Here is a 16,273-nt window from a genome sequence, read left to right on the forward strand (position 1 = left end):
GTGCACCCCGCGCCATACGCTGCCCACCGACGCCGACCGACACGTCCCCCGCACCGGGTGAAGTGGGTCCCATCATCGCCGTGCGTATCGCCGCACTGCGGGCGGACGCGTGTGAGGATGGGGGTATGTCGCACGGCGAGGAACTGTTCGCTCTCGGCGGGGAAGTGACCACGGAGCCCAGCTTCGAGTCCGCCCTGCGGGGGTACGAGAAACGACAGGTCGACCGGTACGTGGCCCGTGCCGAACACGAGATCGCGGCGCTGACAGCCGAACGGGAACAGGCGTACACCCAGATACACAAGCTCGCCGGCCAGGTGGAGGTGCTCCAGCGCGACCTGGCGCAGGTGCGTAAGCAGGGCACCGTGGTGGACCGGGCCTCGTTCCGGCACCTGGGGCCCCGGGTGGAGCAGATCCTCACGCTCGCCGAGGAGCAGGCCGACGACATCCTCGTCGCCGCCAACGAGGAGATCGAGGCGCGTCGCGCGGCGGCCGAGCACATCATCGAGGAAGCCCGTGAGCAGGCCGCCAAGGCACTGAAGGACTTCGAGCTGGCCCTCACCGCCCGGCGGGCCGAGGAGGAGCGGCACAGCGCCGCCCGGCGGGCCGAGGCGGAGGCGACGGTCACCGCCGCCCGCGAGGAGGCCGCCCGGCTCCGCGAGGCCGCGCAGACCGCGCTGGCCAAGGCCCAGCAGGAGGCCACCCAGCTCCGGGACGCGGCCAAGGAGATCCACAACCAGGCTCAGCAGGAGGCCACCAAGCTGCGCGAGGCGGCCCGGGAGGCGCACGCGAAGGCCCAGCAGGAGGCGGCTCAGCTCCGCGACGCGGCCAAGGAGGTGCACCTCAAGGCCCAGCAGGAGGCGAAGCGCCTGACCGAGCAGGCCACCGAGGCCGGCCGGGCGACGCACGCCAAGGCGCAGCAGGACGCCAAGAAGCTCACCGACCAGGCTGCCGCGGCGGCGCAGGCCGCCCGGACCAAGGCCCAGCAGGAGGCGAACCAGCTCACCACCCAGGCGGGCGAGGCGGCCAAGCGCAGCCGGGCCGAGACCGAGGCCTACGTCCAGCGCATGCGCGCCGAGACCGAGGCGTACGTGCAGCAGGCGCGGGCGCAGACCCAGCAGGAGCTGGGTGCCTGGCGGGCCGGGGTGGAGAAGGAGGTCAGCGCGCAGCGGGAGGCGACCGAACGGGAGCTGACCCAGCTCCGCCAGACCGCCGACCGGGAGTTCACCACCCGCCGCGAGGAGCTGGAACAGCAGCACACCGCCCGTCAGGACGAGCTGGAGCGGGATTACACCGCTCGCCGCGACGAGGTCGAGCAGGGGGCCGCCCGGATCCGGCAGGAGGCCGAAGAGGCGGCGACGACCCTGCGGCAGACCGCCGAGCAGGAGGTCGCGACGCTGCGCCGGGAGACCGAGGAGCAGGTCACGACGCTGCGCCGGGAGGCCGAGGAGAAGGCCGCGACGCTGCTGAACCAGGCCGAGACGGAGGCCGCCGCCAAGCGGCGCAAGGCCGACGAGCACGTGGCGACCTCGCGCCGGCAGTTCGAGGAGTACGCGGCCACCACCCAGCAGCACCTGGCGACGACCCAGCAACATCTCGCCGCCACCCAACAGGAGGTCGCCGCCGGCCGGCAGCAGCTGGCCCAGGTGATGCTGGAGATCGCCCAGGCCCAGCAGGAGCTGGCCGACCTGCGGCAGGAGACCTGGAAGTCCCGGCAGGAGTCCGACGACCTCCAGCACACCCTGGAGGAGATCCGCCAGCAGCTCGGCACGGAACGGTCCCGGTTGGCCGAGACGGACGCCTCGGTCCGGCAGGCCGGCGAGTCCGCGGCCCGGGCCCAGGCGGAGGCCCGCCGGGTGGCCGAGGTGGCCGCCGGTGGCGACGGCGGCAAGCCGAAGACCCGGCCGGTGGCCGAGCCGGTCACCACTCTGGACGGCGGCGCCGCCAGCGCGGGGGTCGACGGTGAACCGACGGTGGCGGCGGTCCCCGGCGAGGGGGGTCGTGGCGCCACCCCGACGAAGATCACCAGCACCGGTGAGGCCGGCAAGCGACCGACCAAGCCGACCACCGACGAGCGCAGCGCGAAGCCGGCCAAGGTTCGCGTCGAATCGGAGTAGTCGACACCCGGTATGGATTCGACGCGACGTGTCCGACGGACGGCGGCGGCGTTCGCCGTGGCCGGGCTCCTCGGGTTGGCCGCCTGCGGCCCCGGGGAGCCCTCGTCCCCCACACCGGAACCGACCAGCGCTGCCGCGTCGACGCCGACGCCCACCGCCGGCACCCCGACGGCGGACCCGGGGTTCGGGGCGTTGGAGGCGCGGTACGGGGCGCGGCTCGGCGTCTACGCCGTCGACGCCGGCTCCGGTGCCACCGTCGTCCACCGCGCCGACGAACGCTTCGCCTACGCCTCCACCTTCAAGGCGCTGGCCGCCGCCGCGCTGCTGGACGCGACCACCGCCCAGGAACTCGACCGGGTGGTCCGCTACACCCGGGCCGATCTGTTGCCCCACGCGCCGGTCACCGGGCGGCACGTCGGGACCGGGATGTCCCTTCGCGACCTCGCCGAGGCGGCGGTGCGCCACAGCGACAACACCGCGGCCAACCTGATCCTGGCCGAACTCGGCGGGCCGGCCGGCTTCGCCGGGCACCTGCGGGCCCTCGGCGACCGGACCACGAAGCCGACGCGCACCGAGCCCGCCCTCAACGAGGCCACCCCGGGCGACGACCGGGACACCAGCACGCCGCGGGCACTCGCCACCGACCTGCGGGCGTACGTGCTGGGCGACGCGCTGGACGCCGAGGACCGCGCGCTGCTCACCGACTGGCTACGCCGCAACACCACGGGCGGCGGGCTGATCCGGGCCGGTGTGCCGGCCGGTTGGCTGGTCGGCGACAAGACGGGCACGGGGGGCTACGGCACCCGCAACGACATCGCGGTGCTCTGGCCGCCCGGACGCGCCCCGATCGTGCTGGCGGTGCTCTCCAGCCGGGACGCCGAGGACGCCGACCACGACGACGCGCTGATCGCCGAGGCGACCCGGGTGACGCTCGACGCCCTGGGTCACTGACCCACCGGTCGGGTGGTCAGCCCGCGGGCGGGCCGGGAACCGGCCGGTCGGCGAACGAGGCCACCGTCCGGTCGGCGTACGCGCTGACGTCGCCGGTCTCCATCGGGCCGTCCCAGGTGGTGGGCAGCGGCACCGGCACCGCCGGGTTCACCCGGCGGACCACCTCGTCGAGGACGGTCTCGGCGTCGCCCACCCAGAGGTGCTTCGCGCCCGGCACGCCCACCACCTCGGCCTGCGGCACGGCGGCGAACCGCTGCCGGGCCTCGTCGGGGCGGAGGTAGTCGTCGAACTCGGGCACCAGCGCGACCAGCGGCTTGCCGCTGTCGGCCCAGACCGCCAGGTCGTCGGGGGTGGAGAAACGCAGTGGCGGGGAGAGCAGGATGGCCCCGCTCACCGTGGGATCGCAGCCGTACTTCAGGGCCAGGTCGGTGCCGAAGGACCAGCCGAGCAGCCAGATGTTCGGCAGCTCGGCGAACTCGGCGTACTCGACCGCGGCGGCGACGTCGTACCGCTCGCCGACGGCGTTGTCGAAGTCGCCGCCGCTGGTGCCACGGACGCTGGTGGTGCCCCGGGTGTTGAAGCGGAGCACGGCCAGGTCGGCCAGGGCCGGCAGTCGCCAGGCGGCCTTGCGGAGGACGTGACTGTCCATCATCCCGCCGTGCGTGGGCAGCGGATGCAGGCAGACCAGGGTGGCCACCGGCTCGCGGTCGAGCGGCCGGGCCAGCTCACCGACGAGGGTCAGGCCGTCCGCGGTGTGCAGTTCGATGTCCTCGCGGTGCCCGGGCAGGATCGAGGAGGCACGGATCGGGGTGCTCACCCGTCCAGTCTCCCGCCTCACCGGTCCGCCCGCCGGTCGGGGGCGGTTCCGGGGTGACCGAGATCGCTCGACCGGGTCGTGGGACGGCGCGACCGGTGGTTGGCGACGATCGCTCAGCCGTGCCGAGGGGCGCCACGACCGCGCTGCACGGCCGGGCCCCGCCGGTCCCGCGCCCGCCAGCAACCGCTGTGCCAGTGCCGGCGGTCGGTCAGGTCGCCCCAGCCGTCCGCCGGCCAGGCCACCAGGTGTGCCACCCCGGGGCGGATCTCCTGGTCGCACCCGGGGCAGCGGTACGTCTTGGTCGACGCGCCACCGCTGATGCCGCGTACCTGCCACTCGCCGTCCCGCCACCGCTCCACGGTGGGAACCCCCTGGCGGACCCGGTCGGAGTCCAGGTGGGCGGTGTCGTCACGGCGGGGGCGGTTGCGACGGGGGCTCACGCGTTCCAGCGTACGGGCGCACGCCGGTCACCAGCGCCGCGGCCGGCGGGGGTCAGCGGGGGCTGTGGTCGCGGAATCCCCGGCCGCTTCTGCGGCCCAGGTAGCCGACGGTGACCAGGTGCTCCAGCAGCGGCGCGGGCGCGACACCGGGCTCCCGCAGCTCGCGGTGGACCTCGCGCTGGACGGTCAGGGCGACGTCCAGCCCGACCTCGTCGAGCAGCGCGAACGGACCCGTCGGGTAGCCGCAGCCCAGCTTCATCGCGTGGTCGATGTCGTCGACGGTGGAGTAGTTCGCCTCCAGCATCTTCACCGCGTCGTTCAGGTACGGGAAGAGCAGCGCGTTGACGATGAACCCGGCGCGGTCACCGCAGACCACGGCGGTCCTGTCGAGCTTGGCGGCCACCGCGCGGGCGGTCGCCACCGCCTCCGGCGAGGTGCGGATGGTCCGCACGACCTCCACCAGCGAGGTCACCGGGGCCGGGTGGAAGAAGTGCAGGCCCACCACGTCGGCCGGGCGTCCGGTGGCCATCGCCAGATCGACCACCGGCAGGGAGGACGTGGTGGTCGCCAGCACCACGCCCGGCTTGCAGATCCCGTCGAGGCTGGCGAAGAGGGCCTTCTTCACGCTCAGGTCCTCGACCACCGCCTCGACCACCAGGTCGACGTCGGCGAGGTCGTCGACCGTCACCGACCAGGTCACCCGGGCGAGGGCGGCATCCCGGTCGGCCCGGTCGAGCCGCTCCCGGGTGACGTCCTCGTCCAGCGACGTCGTGAGCGCCGCCCGGACCCGCGCGGACCTCTCCTCGCCCCGGGTCACCGACACCACCTGGTAGCCGGCGCGGGCGAGGGCCTCGACGATCCCGGTGGCCATCGTTCCACCGCCGACCACACCGACCGTGGCGACCGTCCGCGCGCCGTCGAGAAGCGCGGCGCCCGCCGCCACCGGCGTCCGCTCGTCCGGTACGACCACCGGGGAGCCCGGCCGCTCGTAGGTGTAGAAGCCCCGGCCGGACTTGCGGCCGAGCAGTCCCGCGGTCACCATCTGCCGCAGCAGCGGCACCGGCGCGTGCCGGCGGTCCCGCCCGCCCCGCCGGTACATCGTGTCCAGGATCTCGTACGCGGTGTCCAGACCGATCAGGTCGAGCAGCGCGAGCGGCCCCATGGGCAGGCCGCAGCCGAGCTTCATCGCGGCGTCGATGTCCTCGCGGGTGGCGTAGTGCGCCTCGACCATCCCGATGGCCTGGTTGAGGTAGCCGAAGAGCAGATGGTTGGCGATGAAGCCGGCCCGGTCGCCGATGGTGACGCCGATCTTGCCCAGGCGGGCGCAGAGCGCCTCGACGTCGGCCACCACCTCGGGCGCGGTGACCACCGTCCGGACCACCTCGACCAGCTTCATGACCGGTGCCGGGTTGAAGAAGTGGACGCCGATCACCTGATCCGGCCGCTTGGTGGCCACCGCGATCTCGGTGACGCTCAGCGACGAGGTGTTGGTGGCGAGGATGGCCTCGGGCTTGCAGACCCGGTCCAGATCGGCGAAGAGCCGCCGCTTCAGGTCGAGCCGCTCGGGAACGGCCTCGATCACCAGGTCCACCGAGTCCAGGGCGGCCAGTCCGACCGCGAAGTTCACCCGCCCCAGCAGGGCGTCCCGGTCGGCGGGGGCGAGCTTCCCCTTGGCCACCGCCCGGTCGGTCGACCGGGTCAGCGTCGCGCGGCCGCGTTCCAGCGCGTCCTCGGCGATCTCCACCGCGACGACGTCGACGCCGTTGCGGGCGAAGACCTCGACGATCCCGGCACCCATGGTGCCCAGCCCGACAACGCCCACGCTGGTGAACTCGCGCGCCACGACCGGCCTCCCCATCGCTTCCGGACCGCTTGAACGGTCGCTAAGGTTCTGCGCGCGAGTCTGCCACGTGACGCCGGGTTTCCGACACGCGGTGGCCCACGTCACCGACCCCGGTCGGCGCCCTCGGTCGGGGCGGGCAGCGCCGACGGACGGGCCGTCGGCAGGGCCGGCGGGCCGGTGACCGGCAGCGGCAGGGTCGGGCGCTGGTGCCGGCGCATCACGCCGAAGCTCAGCCCCACCGGGTCGGTCAGGGCCACACCGGGGTCGAAGAAGCGCAGTTCCGTCCGGCCGAGCCGGATGACGTCGCCGTCGGTGAGCGGCACGACGTCGAAGATGCGGCGGTCGTTGAGCCAGGTCCCGTTCGTCGAGCCGAGGTCGTTCAGGGTCACCGTGTCGCCCTCGCTCCGGACGACGGCGTGCCGCCGGCTCAGGTGCGCATCGTCGACGACGATGTCCACGGTCGATGCGCGGCCGATCACCAGTGGACCCGGGCGGAGCCGGAAACGGGCGCCCCGCATCGGCCCACCGGCCACCGTCAGCACCGGGAGAAGTTCCGGGTGATCCTCCATGGACTGTCCGCCCTCCCACCCACCGGTACGCCCCGTGACACAGGCTGCCACCCAACGGTCGCCGGCCCCACCGCCGGCCGGACACCTCACCGACCACGGTCGGTCAACTCACGTTCACCGATTCGGTCGACCGGGCCGCCGTCGACCACGAAGGCGGGCAGGACCGGGCGACGGTACCGCGCGGGCCGGAACCGGGGAAGGCGGCGACGCCCCGATGGTGAGCGGCACCTCAGGGTCGGACACCGTACGCGGTGTCAGCACTCCGGAACGTGACCCTACCGGTCGGTAAACCCCCGGTCTAGACTTCGTCCATGACGGTTGCGAACGCACCGGGGACCCCGGTCGTCCACGATGGCCGACTCGTCTCGACCAGTCCGGCGACCGGTGCCGAGGTGGGCCACCTCCCGCTGGCCACCGCGGAGGACGTCCGTCGGGCGGTGGAGCGCGGCCGCGCCGCGGGCGCCTGGTGGGCGGGGCTCGGGTTCACCGCCCGCCGTGCCCGGCTGCTGCGCTGGCGGGCGCTGCTGGCCCAGCGGATCGAGCAGCTCGCCGAGCTGATGCACGCCGAGGGCGGCAAGCCGATCGCCGACGCCATCGTCGAGGTGGTCACCGCCATCGAACACATCGACTGGGCCGCCCGCAACGCCGGGCGGGTGCTCGGGCCACGCCGCGTCCGCTCCCGGCTGATCCTCGCCGAGTTCTCCGGCCACCTGGAATACCAGCCGTACGGGGTGGTCGGCGTGATCGGCCCGTGGAACTACCCCGTCTACACCCCGATCGGCTCCGCCGCGTACGCCCTGGCGGCCGGGAACGCGGTGGTGTTCAAACCCAGCGAGTACACCCCCCTGGTCGGGCAGTGGCTGGTCGACAGCTTCGCCGAGGTGGTCGGCGAACAGCCGGTGTTCACCGCGGTGCACGGGCTCGGCGACGTCGGCGCGGCGCTCTGCCGGTCCGGGGTGGGCAAGGTGGCGTTCACCGGCTCCGCCGCGACCGGGAAGAAGGTGATGGCGGCCTGCGCCGAGTCACTGACCCCGGTGCTGATCGAGGCGGGCGGCAAGGACGCGATGATCGTCGACCGCGACGCGGACCTGGACGCGGCGGCCGAGGCGTGCGTCTGGGGCGCGCTGACCAACGCGGGTCAGACCTGCATCGGCATCGAGCGGGTGTACGCGGTCGAGCCCGTCTTCGACACCTTCGTGGCCAAGGTGGTGGAGCGCGCCGGCCGGCTGACTGTCGGCGCCGACGACGCGGACATCGGCCCGATCACCATGCCGTCCCAGATCGACGTCATCCGGCGCCACATCGACGACGCGCTCGCCCGGGGCGGCCGGGCCGTACTCGGTGGCGCGGACGCCGTCCGGCCGCCCTTCGTCCATCCGACGGTGCTGGTGGACGTGCCGGAGGACTCCGCCGCCGTGCGGGAGGAGACCTTCGGCCCGACGCTGACCGTCAACCGGGTACGCGACGTGGACGAGGCGGTGGCCCGCGCCAACGCCGTCCCGTACGGCCTGGGTGGCGCGGTCTTCGGCCGGCGGCAGGCGGTGGCCGCCGCACGGCGGCTGCGCTCCGGGATGGCCTCGGTGAACTCGGTGCTCTCCTTCGCCGGCATGTCCACCCTCCCCTTCGGCGGGGTGGGCGAGTCCGGCTTCGGCCGGATCCACGGCGAGGACGGCCTGCGCGAGTTCGGCCGACCGAAGTCGATCACCCGGCGGCGCGGCCCGTCGCTGCTGCCCGTGATGACCTTCGAGCGGACCCCACGGGACGTCGCCCGCCTGGTCAAGGCGATCAAGGTGATGTACGGCCGCTGAGTCCGTCGGCACCGGCCGCCGGCCCCGCGTCGCTGGCGCGGGCCACCGGCGGTTCCGGCACGCCACGACGGCGGAACCGGCGGTTCAGAACAGGGTGAGGTCGTTGCGCTCGATGCCGCGCAGCTTGTCGTAGTCGACGACCACACAGCGGATGCCCCGGTCGGTGGCGAGCACCCGCGCCTGGGGCTTGATCTCCTGCGCGGCGAAGACACCGGCCACCGGGGCGAGCAACGGGTCCCGGTTGAGCAGTTCCAGGTACCGGGTGAGCTGTTCGACGCCGTCGATCTCACCGCGCCGCTTCACCTCGACCGCGACGGCACCCTGGTGGGCGTCCCGGCAGAGCAGGTCGACCGGACCGATCGCGGTCATGTACTCCCGGCGGACCAGGGTGAACCCCTCGCCGAGGGTCTCCGGGTTGGCGGCGAGCAGTTCCTGGAGGTGCGCCTCCACGCCGTCCTTGCGCAGCCCCGGGTCGACGCCCAGCTCGTACGAGGTGTCCTGGAAGATCTCCTCCAGGGTGATCCGCAGCTCCTCACCGGCCTTGTTGACCACCCGCCACACACCGGGGGCCTCCTCCAGCCGGCACGGTGGGCTCATCCAGTTCAGCGGCTTGTAGGCCCGGTCGTCGGCGTGGATGGAGACCGACCCGTCCGCCTTCACCATCAGCAGCCGGGTCGCCGCCGGCAGGTGGGCCGAGAGCCGTCCGACATAGTCCACCGAGCACTTCGCAATCACCAGACGCACCCGACGAGGGTAGCGGAGCGACCGTCCGTCGCCACCGAGCACCACTGGCGCGCCGGTGCGATCCTGGACGGGTGTTCGAAATCCTCACCGGATCCGGCCTGGCCGCGTCGGCCGGACTGAACGCCTACATCCCCCTGCTCACCATGGGGCTGCTGGCGCGCTACACCGACGTGATCACCCTGCCCGCCGGCTGGCAGTGGCTCGGCGACGGTTGGGTCATCGCGATCCTGGTCGTCCTGCTGGCCGTGGAGGTGGTCGCGGACAAGGTGCCGGTGGTCGACCACGTCAACGACGTCGTCCAGACGGTGGTTCGCCCGACCGCCGGTGGGCTCGCCTTCGGTGCCGGCTCCAGTTCGGAGACGGTCACCGTCAGCGACCCCGGCCAGTTCTTCTCCTCCAACGACTGGATGCCGGTCGCGATGGGCGTGCTGATCGCCTTCGGCGTGCACCTGCTGAAGTCGGCGGCCCGACCGGTCGTCAACGCCACCACGGCCGGTGTCGGCGCCCCGGTCGCCAGCACCGCCGAGGACGCCGCCAGCGTGGTGATGTCCGTGGTGGCGATCCTCGTACCGGTGCTGGTGCTCGTCCTCCTGGTCGGGCTGGTCGTCTTCGTCTTCTGGTTCCTGCGTCGCCGGGCCGACCGCCGTCGGCGACGTCGCGTCCGGTCCTGACTCCACAGACGCGTGATGGGCCGGCACCCCGGGTTCGGGGTGCCGGCCCATCAGCATGTGGGTCAGCTGGTCCAGTGCTCGGCAACGAGGTCGGCGGCCTGGGTCTCCCACTGGGCGTAGTGGTCCGGGTACGCCGACACCTGCACGGTCTGGGCGGCCTTCGTCAGGGGCATGTCCTGCCACCCGTCGACCTGCTTCAGACCCTTCAGGAACGCCGTCGTGGAGTACTCGGGGTCGGTGATCTGCTCGACCGTGCCCCACCCACTCGACGGGCGCTGCTGGAACAGACCCTGCGAGTCGTGGTCGTTGCGGTCACCCAGATGACCCAGGTTCTCCAGCTTCGACTCCTGCAGGCTCGTCGCGATCGCCACCACGGCCGCCCGCTCGTCCATCCCGGCCTTCTTCGTCGCCGCGATGATCGCCTTCACGTTGCCGGTCTGCTCGGCATCCAGAGGAATCCGGGACTGCTCACCCCGCACACCATGCGGCATCAACCTGCCCGTGTCCGGATTGTCGCCCTGCACCGCCACCGCCACCGGAGTAGCGGCCTGCGCCGGGGACTCCACCGTCGCCGCAGCGACCGGACCGGCGACCACACCGGCGGCGAACGCCACACCGGCCACACCCAGCACACCCTTACGCAGCATCGACAGATTCATCGTGTTCATGGGGGAACTCCCATCAGGGGGTCGACACCCCGGCACCCCAGGGGGAAACAACACGGTGCCAGGGGGTACGAGCACCGTCACGGCACCCGCCACACAACAAGGGGGAAAGAATCACCACCGGCGGAAAGCTCAACTGCCGCCCGTCCACGCCGGTGAACCATGTACAACGACCCGCCACCCGCCGGCATTCCACCGACCGGGCCCGCATACCAGCCCCACCAGCAGCGGGGCGGCTCCTCGGCCGTCGACCCGGTACAACCACCCGCCCGCCCCCACCATTCCCCGGGCGGGGCGGCCCGGCCAGCCGGCCCACGCAGACCCGACACCCGGCCACGGAACGGACATTCGTCCCCGGTGCGGCGGCACGGCGGGTCCCCTGGCGGACCGAGGGGCGGAGCCGGTACTGCGATCATCTTCCGGTGTTCCTGAAGAAGATCCACGTCCTCCTGCTCGCCACCACCCTGGTCGTCGTGAGCGGGGTCGCCGCCCTCGCTTGGAGCGGTGACCAGCGGCTCACCGACGGCGGGGCCTGGGTCACCCGGGCGCCGGCCACCCCGGGCGCGACCGGCAGCGACCCCGCAGAACAGCCGGCCCCGGGCGTCTCGGGTCGGTTGGGCGGGACACCCGGAACCCCGGGACGGATCCCCGGCGCCACCCGCCCCGGCACCCGGCCACCCGTGGTCGACCACGGACCCCGCACGGGCGACAAGGTCGCGCTCACCTTCGACGCGGACATGACGGACGCGATGCTCTACCAGTTGCGGACCGGACGGGTGCGGTCGTACGCGAACCTGCGGATCATCGAGATGCTGGAGCGGGAGAAGGTGCCGGCCACCTTCTTCCTCACCGGCAAGTGGGTGGAGCGGTATCCCGACATCACCCGGCGGCTGGCCGGAAACCCCCGCTTCGAGCTGGCCAACCACAGTTACGGCCACCTGGCCTTCACGTCGGACTGCTACAACCTGCCCCGGATCCCGGCCGGGCAGATGACCTCGGACGTGGCCCGGACGTTCGAGCTGGTGGAGGCGTACGGCGGGCGACAGACCCGGTACTTCCGCTTCCCCGGCCTCTGCCACGACGGCGCCGCACTCGCCGCACTCGCACCGCTGGGCACGACCGTGGTCGACGGGGACGTGGTGAGCGGGGATCCGTTCGCCACCGCCTGGCGGCCGATCGTCCGGGCCGTGCTCAGCCAGGTGAAACCGGGCTCGGTGATCGTCCTGCACGTCACCGAGGCGAACGCGGCGATGACCGACGAGGCGTTGCCGCACATCCTCGCCGGGCTGGCCGAGCGCGGGCTGACCCCGGCTCCGCTGTCCGAGGTTCTCGGGGACGGGGCACTTGCCGCAGACCCCACTCAGGAAAGGTGATAAAGCCGTAAAATACGGTCATACCGACTAGAGGAGACCGCGATGACCGGCGCCGTCGAAATGCCCCGTGTGGAGGAGTGCACCGTCAGCCGGTGCTCGTACAACGAGAACGGCTGTCACGCGTTCGCGATCACGGTGGGCAGCAGTTCCCACGCCCGCTGCCACACCTTCGTGGAGATGCCGGAACGGGGTGGGATCCAGATGCTGGTCGCCCAGGTCGGCGCGTGCCAGCGGGCGGACTGCCGGCACAACTCCGAGCTCGAGTGCCACGCCCCGGGCATCCGGGTCGGCGAGGAGAGTGCCGACTGCCTGACCTACGCACCGGCCTGAACCACGCCGGCCGCGCAACGGCCCGGGTCACGGGCCGGACGCGGGCAGACCGTTCGCCTCCCGGATCACCGTGACCAGTTCGTCGACGATGCCGGTCAGGGCGAAGTCCTTCGGGGTGAAGACCCGGGCCACCCCGGCGGCCCGTAGTTCCGCCGCGTCGGCGGCCGGGATGATCCCGCCGACCACCACCGGCAGGTCCGGACGGCCGGCCGCCCGCAGCCCGGCCAGCACCGCCGGCACGGCGGCCCGGTGCGAACCGGAGAGCACCGAGAGCCCGACCAGGTCCACGTCCTCCTCGACGGCAGCGGCCACGATCTGTCCGGTGGTCAGCCGGATGCCCTGGTAGACCACCTCGAAGCCGGCGTCGCGGGCACGTACCGCGATCTGCTCCGCGCCGTTGGAATGACCGTCCAGACCGGGCTTGCCGACCAGCAGCCGCAGCCGCCCGCCGCCCAGCTCACGGGCGGTGGCGGTGACCCGCTCGCGGACCGCGCCCAGCGACGCGTCCCCGCCGGCCCCGGCAGCGCCGGAGAGCCCGGTGGGCGCCCGGTACTCGCCGAAGACCTGCCGTAGCGCGCCGGCCCACTCGCCGGTGGTCACGCCGGCCCGCACACAGTCGAGGGTGGCCGGCATCAGGTTCGCCGTGGTCGCGGCGTCCGCGCGGAGCCGGGCCAGCGCGGCGTCCACCGCCGCCGTGTCCCGCGCGGACCGCCACTCGCGTACGCGGACCGCGGCGACCGCCTCCACGGCCGGATCCACCGTCTCGACCGCCGCCGCGCCGGCCTCGGTCAACGGGGAGGGTTCGGTCCCGGTGAACCGGTTGACGCCGACCACCACGTCCGCGCCGGACTCCATCCGGCGACGCCGCTCGGCCAGCGAGGCGACCAGGGCGCTCTTCAGGTAACCGGTCTCCACGGCGGCGACCACGCCCCCCATGCCCAGCACCGTGGCCAACTCCTCCCGCGCCCCGGCGACGATGCCGTCCACCAGTGCGGTGACCACGTACGAGCCGTCGAAGAGGTCCGGGTACTCCAGCAGGTCCGACTCGTACGCGAGCACCTGCTGCATGCGCAGCGACCACTGCTGGTCCCACGGCCGGGGCAGGCCGAGCGCCTCGTTCCAGGCCGGGAGCTGGACCGCGCGGGCGCGGGCGTCCCGGGAGAGGGTGACGCCGAGCATCTCCAGCACGATCCGCTGGACGTTGTTCTCCGGCTGCGCCTCGGTCAGCCCCAGCGAGTTGACCTGCACGCCGTACCGGAAGCGGCGCTGCCTCGGGTCGGTGACGCCGTACCGCTCCCGGGTGATCTCGTCCCAGAGCCGGCCGAAGGCGCGCATCTTCGCCAGTTCCTCGACGAAGCGCACCCCGGCGTTGACGAAGAAGGAGACCCGGCCGACCACCTCGCTCATCCGGTCGGGCGGCACCTGACCGGAGTCGCGGACCGCGTCGAGCACGGCGACTGCGGTGGCCAGCGCGAAGCCCACCTCCTGCACCGGCGTCGCACCGGCCTCCTGGAGGTGGTACGAGCAGATGTTGACCGGGTTCCAGCGGGGCATCTCGCGCAGCGTGTACGCGATCACGTCGGCGGTCAGCCGCAGCGACGCGGCCGGCGGGAAGATGTGGGTCCCCCGGGAGAGGTACTCCTTGACGATGTCGTTCTGCGTGGTGCCGGCGCAGGTGGCCAGGGTGGCACCCTGCTCGGCGGCGACGGTGCCGTAGAGGGCGAGCAGCCACATCGCCGGGGCGTTGATGGTCATCGAGGTGTTCAGGTCGGCGAGGGGAAGACCCTCGAAGAGGGCCCGCATGTCGCCGAGATGGGCGACCGGGACGCCGACCCGGCCGACCTCACCGGCGGCGAGGTCGTGGTCGGGGTCGTACCCGGTCTGGGTGGGCAGGTCGAAGGCGACCGACAGGCCGGTCTGCCCCTTGGCCAGGTTGCGCCGGAACAGCGCGTTGGTGGCGGTGGCCGAGGAGTGCCCGGCGTAGGTGCGCATCAGCCAGGGCCGGTCGCGCTCCGGCAACCGGCCCGGGGCGGCCTTCTCGGTCATGGCCGGGAGTCTAAGTTACCGGCGAGTCACCGGGGCTGGTGAAAAACCACACAGGCCAGGCCGCAGTTGGTGACGGACATCGGGCGCGGACGGCACCGGAGGTGACACGCCCCGACGGTCGGCCCGCCCGGTGCAGGTCGCACACTTGACGCATGGATGAGGAGCTGGCGATCTCGGTGCGGGGGCTGCGCAAGGCGTACGGCGACAACGTCGCGGTGGCCGGCGTGGACCTGGCCGTCCGCCGTGGTGAGGTGTTCGCCCTGCTCGGCCCGAACGGTGCCGGGAAGACCACCACGGTGGAGATCCTGGAGGGTTACCGGCAGCGGGACGCGGGCGAGGTGCACGTGCTCGGCGTTGATCCGGCGCACCCGTCCCCGGGCTGGCGGGCCCGGATGGGCATCGTGCTCCAGGGCACCGGGGAGTTCGACGAGCTGACCGTCGCCGAGGTGGTCCGGCACTTCTCCGCGTTCTACCCGGACGCCGAGGACCCGGCGAAGGTCATCGAACGGGTCGGGCTGGCTGACAAGGCGAAGGCCCGCACGCACACCCTCTCCGGCGGACAGAAGCGCCGCCTCGACGTGGCGCTCGGCATCGTGGGCCGCCCCGAGCTGCTCTTCCTCGACGAGCCGACCACCGGCTTCGACCCGGAAGCCCGGCGCGAGTTCTGGGAGCTGATCCGGGACCTGAACGCCGCCGGCACCACCATCCTGCTGACCACGCACTACCTGGACGAGGCCGAGACGCTCGCCGACCGGGTCGGGGTGATCGCCGCCGGCCGGCTGGTCGAGGTGGCACCGCCGAGCCGGCTGGGCAACCGTCAGGAGGCCATGGCGACGGTCTCCTGGCGTACCCCGGACGGGGTGGCCGAGAGCGCGGAGAGCGCGACGCCGACGGCGCTGGTGGCCGAGCTCGCCGCGCGGTACGGCGGCGAGGTGCCCGGTCTCACCGTGACCCGGCCGACCCTGGAAGACGTCTACCTGCGGATGATCGGACACCGATGACCACCACCACGAAGCCGGCCACGCCCGCCGCCGACGCGACCCGGGCCCGGCGGGTCGGCCCGGCTGCCCTCGGCCTGCGCCAGGGCCGGCTGGAGATCACCCAGTTCCTGCGCAGCCGGGAGTCCGTCGTCTTCACGATGGGCTTCCCGATCATCATGATCCTGATCTTCGCGGCGATCTTCAGCGACGAGATCGCCCCCGGGGTCAGCTACACGCAGTACTTCATCACCGGCATGATCGCGACCGGACTGATGACGGTGAGTTTCCAGAACCTCGGCATCTGGATCCCGATCGAGCGGGACCGGGGGGTGCTCAAGCGCTACCGGGGGACCCCGATGCCGAAGTGGGTCTGGTTCGCCGGCAAGGTGATCATGGTGGTGGTGATCGGCGTCGCCGAGACCGCGCTGCTGCTCGCCGTCTCGGTGGCCCTGTTCGACCTGGATCTGCCGGGCACCGCCGGCAAGTGGCTCACCTTCGCCTGGGTCTCGGTGCTCGGGGTGACCGCCTGCACCCTCTGCGGCATCGCCATCTCCTCGCTGGCCCGGACGGCGCGCAGCGGCTCGGCGGTGGTGACCCCGGTCGCCCTGGTGCTCCAGTTCATCTCCGGGGTCTTCTTCGTCTTCACCAACCTGCCCGCCTGGATGCAGCAGGTGGCCGCACTGTTCCCACTGAAGTGGATGTGCCAGGGACTGCGCTCGGTCTTCCTGCCGGAGAGCTTCGGCGCCCGCGAACCGGGCGGCTCCTTCGAGCTGGACCGGGTCGCCCTGGTGCTCGTCGCGTGGTGCGTGATCGGCCTGCTGCTCTGCCTCGGCACGTTCCGCTGGACCACCCGCCGCGACGGCTGAGGCGTTGCCAACGGCCCGCTGAGGTGGTTGCAGGGGCCCCCTCCTACCGCAAATCG

Annotated in this window: 15 protein-coding genes; 8 read left to right on the forward strand and 7 right to left on the reverse strand. The window is 72.7% G+C overall.

Going from position 1 to position 16,273, the window contains the following annotated elements; all coding sequences use genetic code 11:
* The first annotated feature begins 125 nt into the window (after nucleotides 1-125).
* Nucleotides 126-2,114 (forward strand): coiled-coil domain-containing protein, encoded by a 1,989-nt coding sequence (locus tag IGA62_RS06735; protein WP_145815775.1) that lies wholly within the window; start codon nucleotides 126-128, stop codon nucleotides 2,112-2,114.
* A gap of 12 nt (nucleotides 2,115-2,126) precedes the next feature.
* Nucleotides 2,127-3,065, forward strand: a complete 939-nt coding sequence (gene bla / locus IGA62_RS06740) for a class A beta-lactamase (RefSeq protein ID WP_145815774.1) — start codon at nucleotides 2,127-2,129, stop codon at nucleotides 3,063-3,065.
* 16 nt (nucleotides 3,066-3,081) lie between these two features.
* On the opposite strand, the gene IGA62_RS06745 is transcribed toward bla, so the two are convergent.
* From IGA62_RS06745 to IGA62_RS06760, 4 genes are all read right to left on the reverse strand, one after another.
* The gene (locus IGA62_RS06745; protein ID WP_145815773.1) at nucleotides 3,082-3,882 is read right to left on the reverse strand and encodes an alpha/beta hydrolase; all 801 of its coding nucleotides are present in this window, start codon (nucleotides 3,880-3,882) and stop codon (nucleotides 3,082-3,084) included.
* Nucleotides 3,883-3,995: 113 nt separating this feature from the next.
* On the reverse strand, nucleotides 3,996-4,322 hold the full coding sequence (locus IGA62_RS06750; RefSeq protein WP_091450803.1) for a hypothetical protein: 327 nt from the start codon (nucleotides 4,320-4,322) through the stop codon (nucleotides 3,996-3,998).
* A 52-nt stretch (nucleotides 4,323-4,374) separates the two neighbouring features.
* Nucleotides 4,375-6,165, reverse strand: a complete 1,791-nt coding sequence (locus IGA62_RS06755; protein ID WP_145815772.1) for a 3-hydroxyacyl-CoA dehydrogenase family protein — start codon at nucleotides 6,163-6,165, stop codon at nucleotides 4,375-4,377.
* 101 nt (nucleotides 6,166-6,266) lie between these two features.
* Nucleotides 6,267-6,734, reverse strand: a complete 468-nt coding sequence (locus IGA62_RS06760) for an FHA domain-containing protein (RefSeq protein WP_145815771.1) — start codon at nucleotides 6,732-6,734, stop codon at nucleotides 6,267-6,269.
* Between the two features lie 311 nt (nucleotides 6,735-7,045).
* Between IGA62_RS06760 and IGA62_RS06765 the strand changes: the two genes are divergently transcribed.
* Nucleotides 7,046-8,542, forward strand: coding sequence for an aldehyde dehydrogenase family protein (locus IGA62_RS06765; RefSeq protein WP_145815770.1), 1,497 nt, complete (start codon nucleotides 7,046-7,048; stop codon nucleotides 8,540-8,542).
* A gap of 84 nt (nucleotides 8,543-8,626) precedes the next feature.
* Here the strand turns inward: IGA62_RS06765 and nucS are convergent, their stop codons facing one another.
* Nucleotides 8,627-9,286, reverse strand: coding sequence for an endonuclease NucS (nucS, locus tag IGA62_RS06770; protein WP_145815769.1), 660 nt, complete (start codon nucleotides 9,284-9,286; stop codon nucleotides 8,627-8,629).
* A gap of 71 nt (nucleotides 9,287-9,357) precedes the next feature.
* Between nucS and IGA62_RS06775 the strand changes: the two genes are divergently transcribed.
* On the forward strand, nucleotides 9,358-9,957 hold the full coding sequence (locus tag IGA62_RS06775) for a DUF4126 domain-containing protein (RefSeq protein ID WP_145815768.1): 600 nt from the start codon (nucleotides 9,358-9,360) through the stop codon (nucleotides 9,955-9,957).
* A 62-nt stretch (nucleotides 9,958-10,019) separates the two neighbouring features.
* Here IGA62_RS06775 and IGA62_RS06780 read toward each other — a convergent pair whose 3' ends face one another.
* Nucleotides 10,020-10,616: a hypothetical protein gene (locus IGA62_RS06780; RefSeq protein WP_408632875.1), complete on the reverse strand. Its 597-nt coding sequence runs from the start codon at nucleotides 10,614-10,616 to the stop codon at nucleotides 10,020-10,022.
* 428 nt (nucleotides 10,617-11,044) lie between these two features.
* Here IGA62_RS06780 and IGA62_RS06785 point away from each other — a divergent pair, with 428 nt between their 5' ends.
* Nucleotides 11,045-11,995 carry a polysaccharide deacetylase family protein gene (locus IGA62_RS06785; protein WP_232624906.1) on the forward strand — a complete coding sequence of 317 codons (951 nt, stop codon included), beginning with the start codon at nucleotides 11,045-11,047 and terminating at the stop codon, nucleotides 11,993-11,995.
* 42 nt (nucleotides 11,996-12,037) lie between these two features.
* Entirely contained in the window at nucleotides 12,038-12,325 is a 288-nt protein-coding gene (locus IGA62_RS06790) for a DUF1540 domain-containing protein (RefSeq protein ID WP_145815766.1), read from the forward strand.
* A gap of 27 nt (nucleotides 12,326-12,352) precedes the next feature.
* Here the strand turns inward: IGA62_RS06790 and IGA62_RS06795 are convergent, their stop codons facing one another.
* On the reverse strand, nucleotides 12,353-14,371 hold the full coding sequence (locus tag IGA62_RS06795; protein WP_145815765.1) for a protein meaA: 2,019 nt from the start codon (nucleotides 14,369-14,371) through the stop codon (nucleotides 12,353-12,355).
* A 152-nt stretch (nucleotides 14,372-14,523) separates the two neighbouring features.
* Here IGA62_RS06795 and IGA62_RS06800 point away from each other — a divergent pair, with 152 nt between their 5' ends.
* A complete protein-coding gene (locus tag IGA62_RS06800; RefSeq protein WP_145815764.1) occupies nucleotides 14,524-15,372 on the forward strand; it encodes an ABC transporter ATP-binding protein in 849 nt (282 codons plus the stop codon).
* Nucleotides 15,369-16,217 (forward strand): ABC transporter permease, encoded by an 849-nt coding sequence (locus IGA62_RS06805; protein ID WP_145815763.1) that lies wholly within the window; start codon nucleotides 15,369-15,371, stop codon nucleotides 16,215-16,217. Before IGA62_RS06800 ends, IGA62_RS06805 begins: the two co-directional genes overlap by 4 nt.
* The last annotated feature ends 56 nt before the right edge of the window (nucleotides 16,218-16,273 follow it).

It is taken from the genome of Micromonospora sagamiensis, from assembly GCF_014680085.1.
Taxonomy (GTDB): Bacteria; Actinomycetota; Actinomycetes; order Mycobacteriales; family Micromonosporaceae; genus Micromonospora; species Micromonospora inyonensis.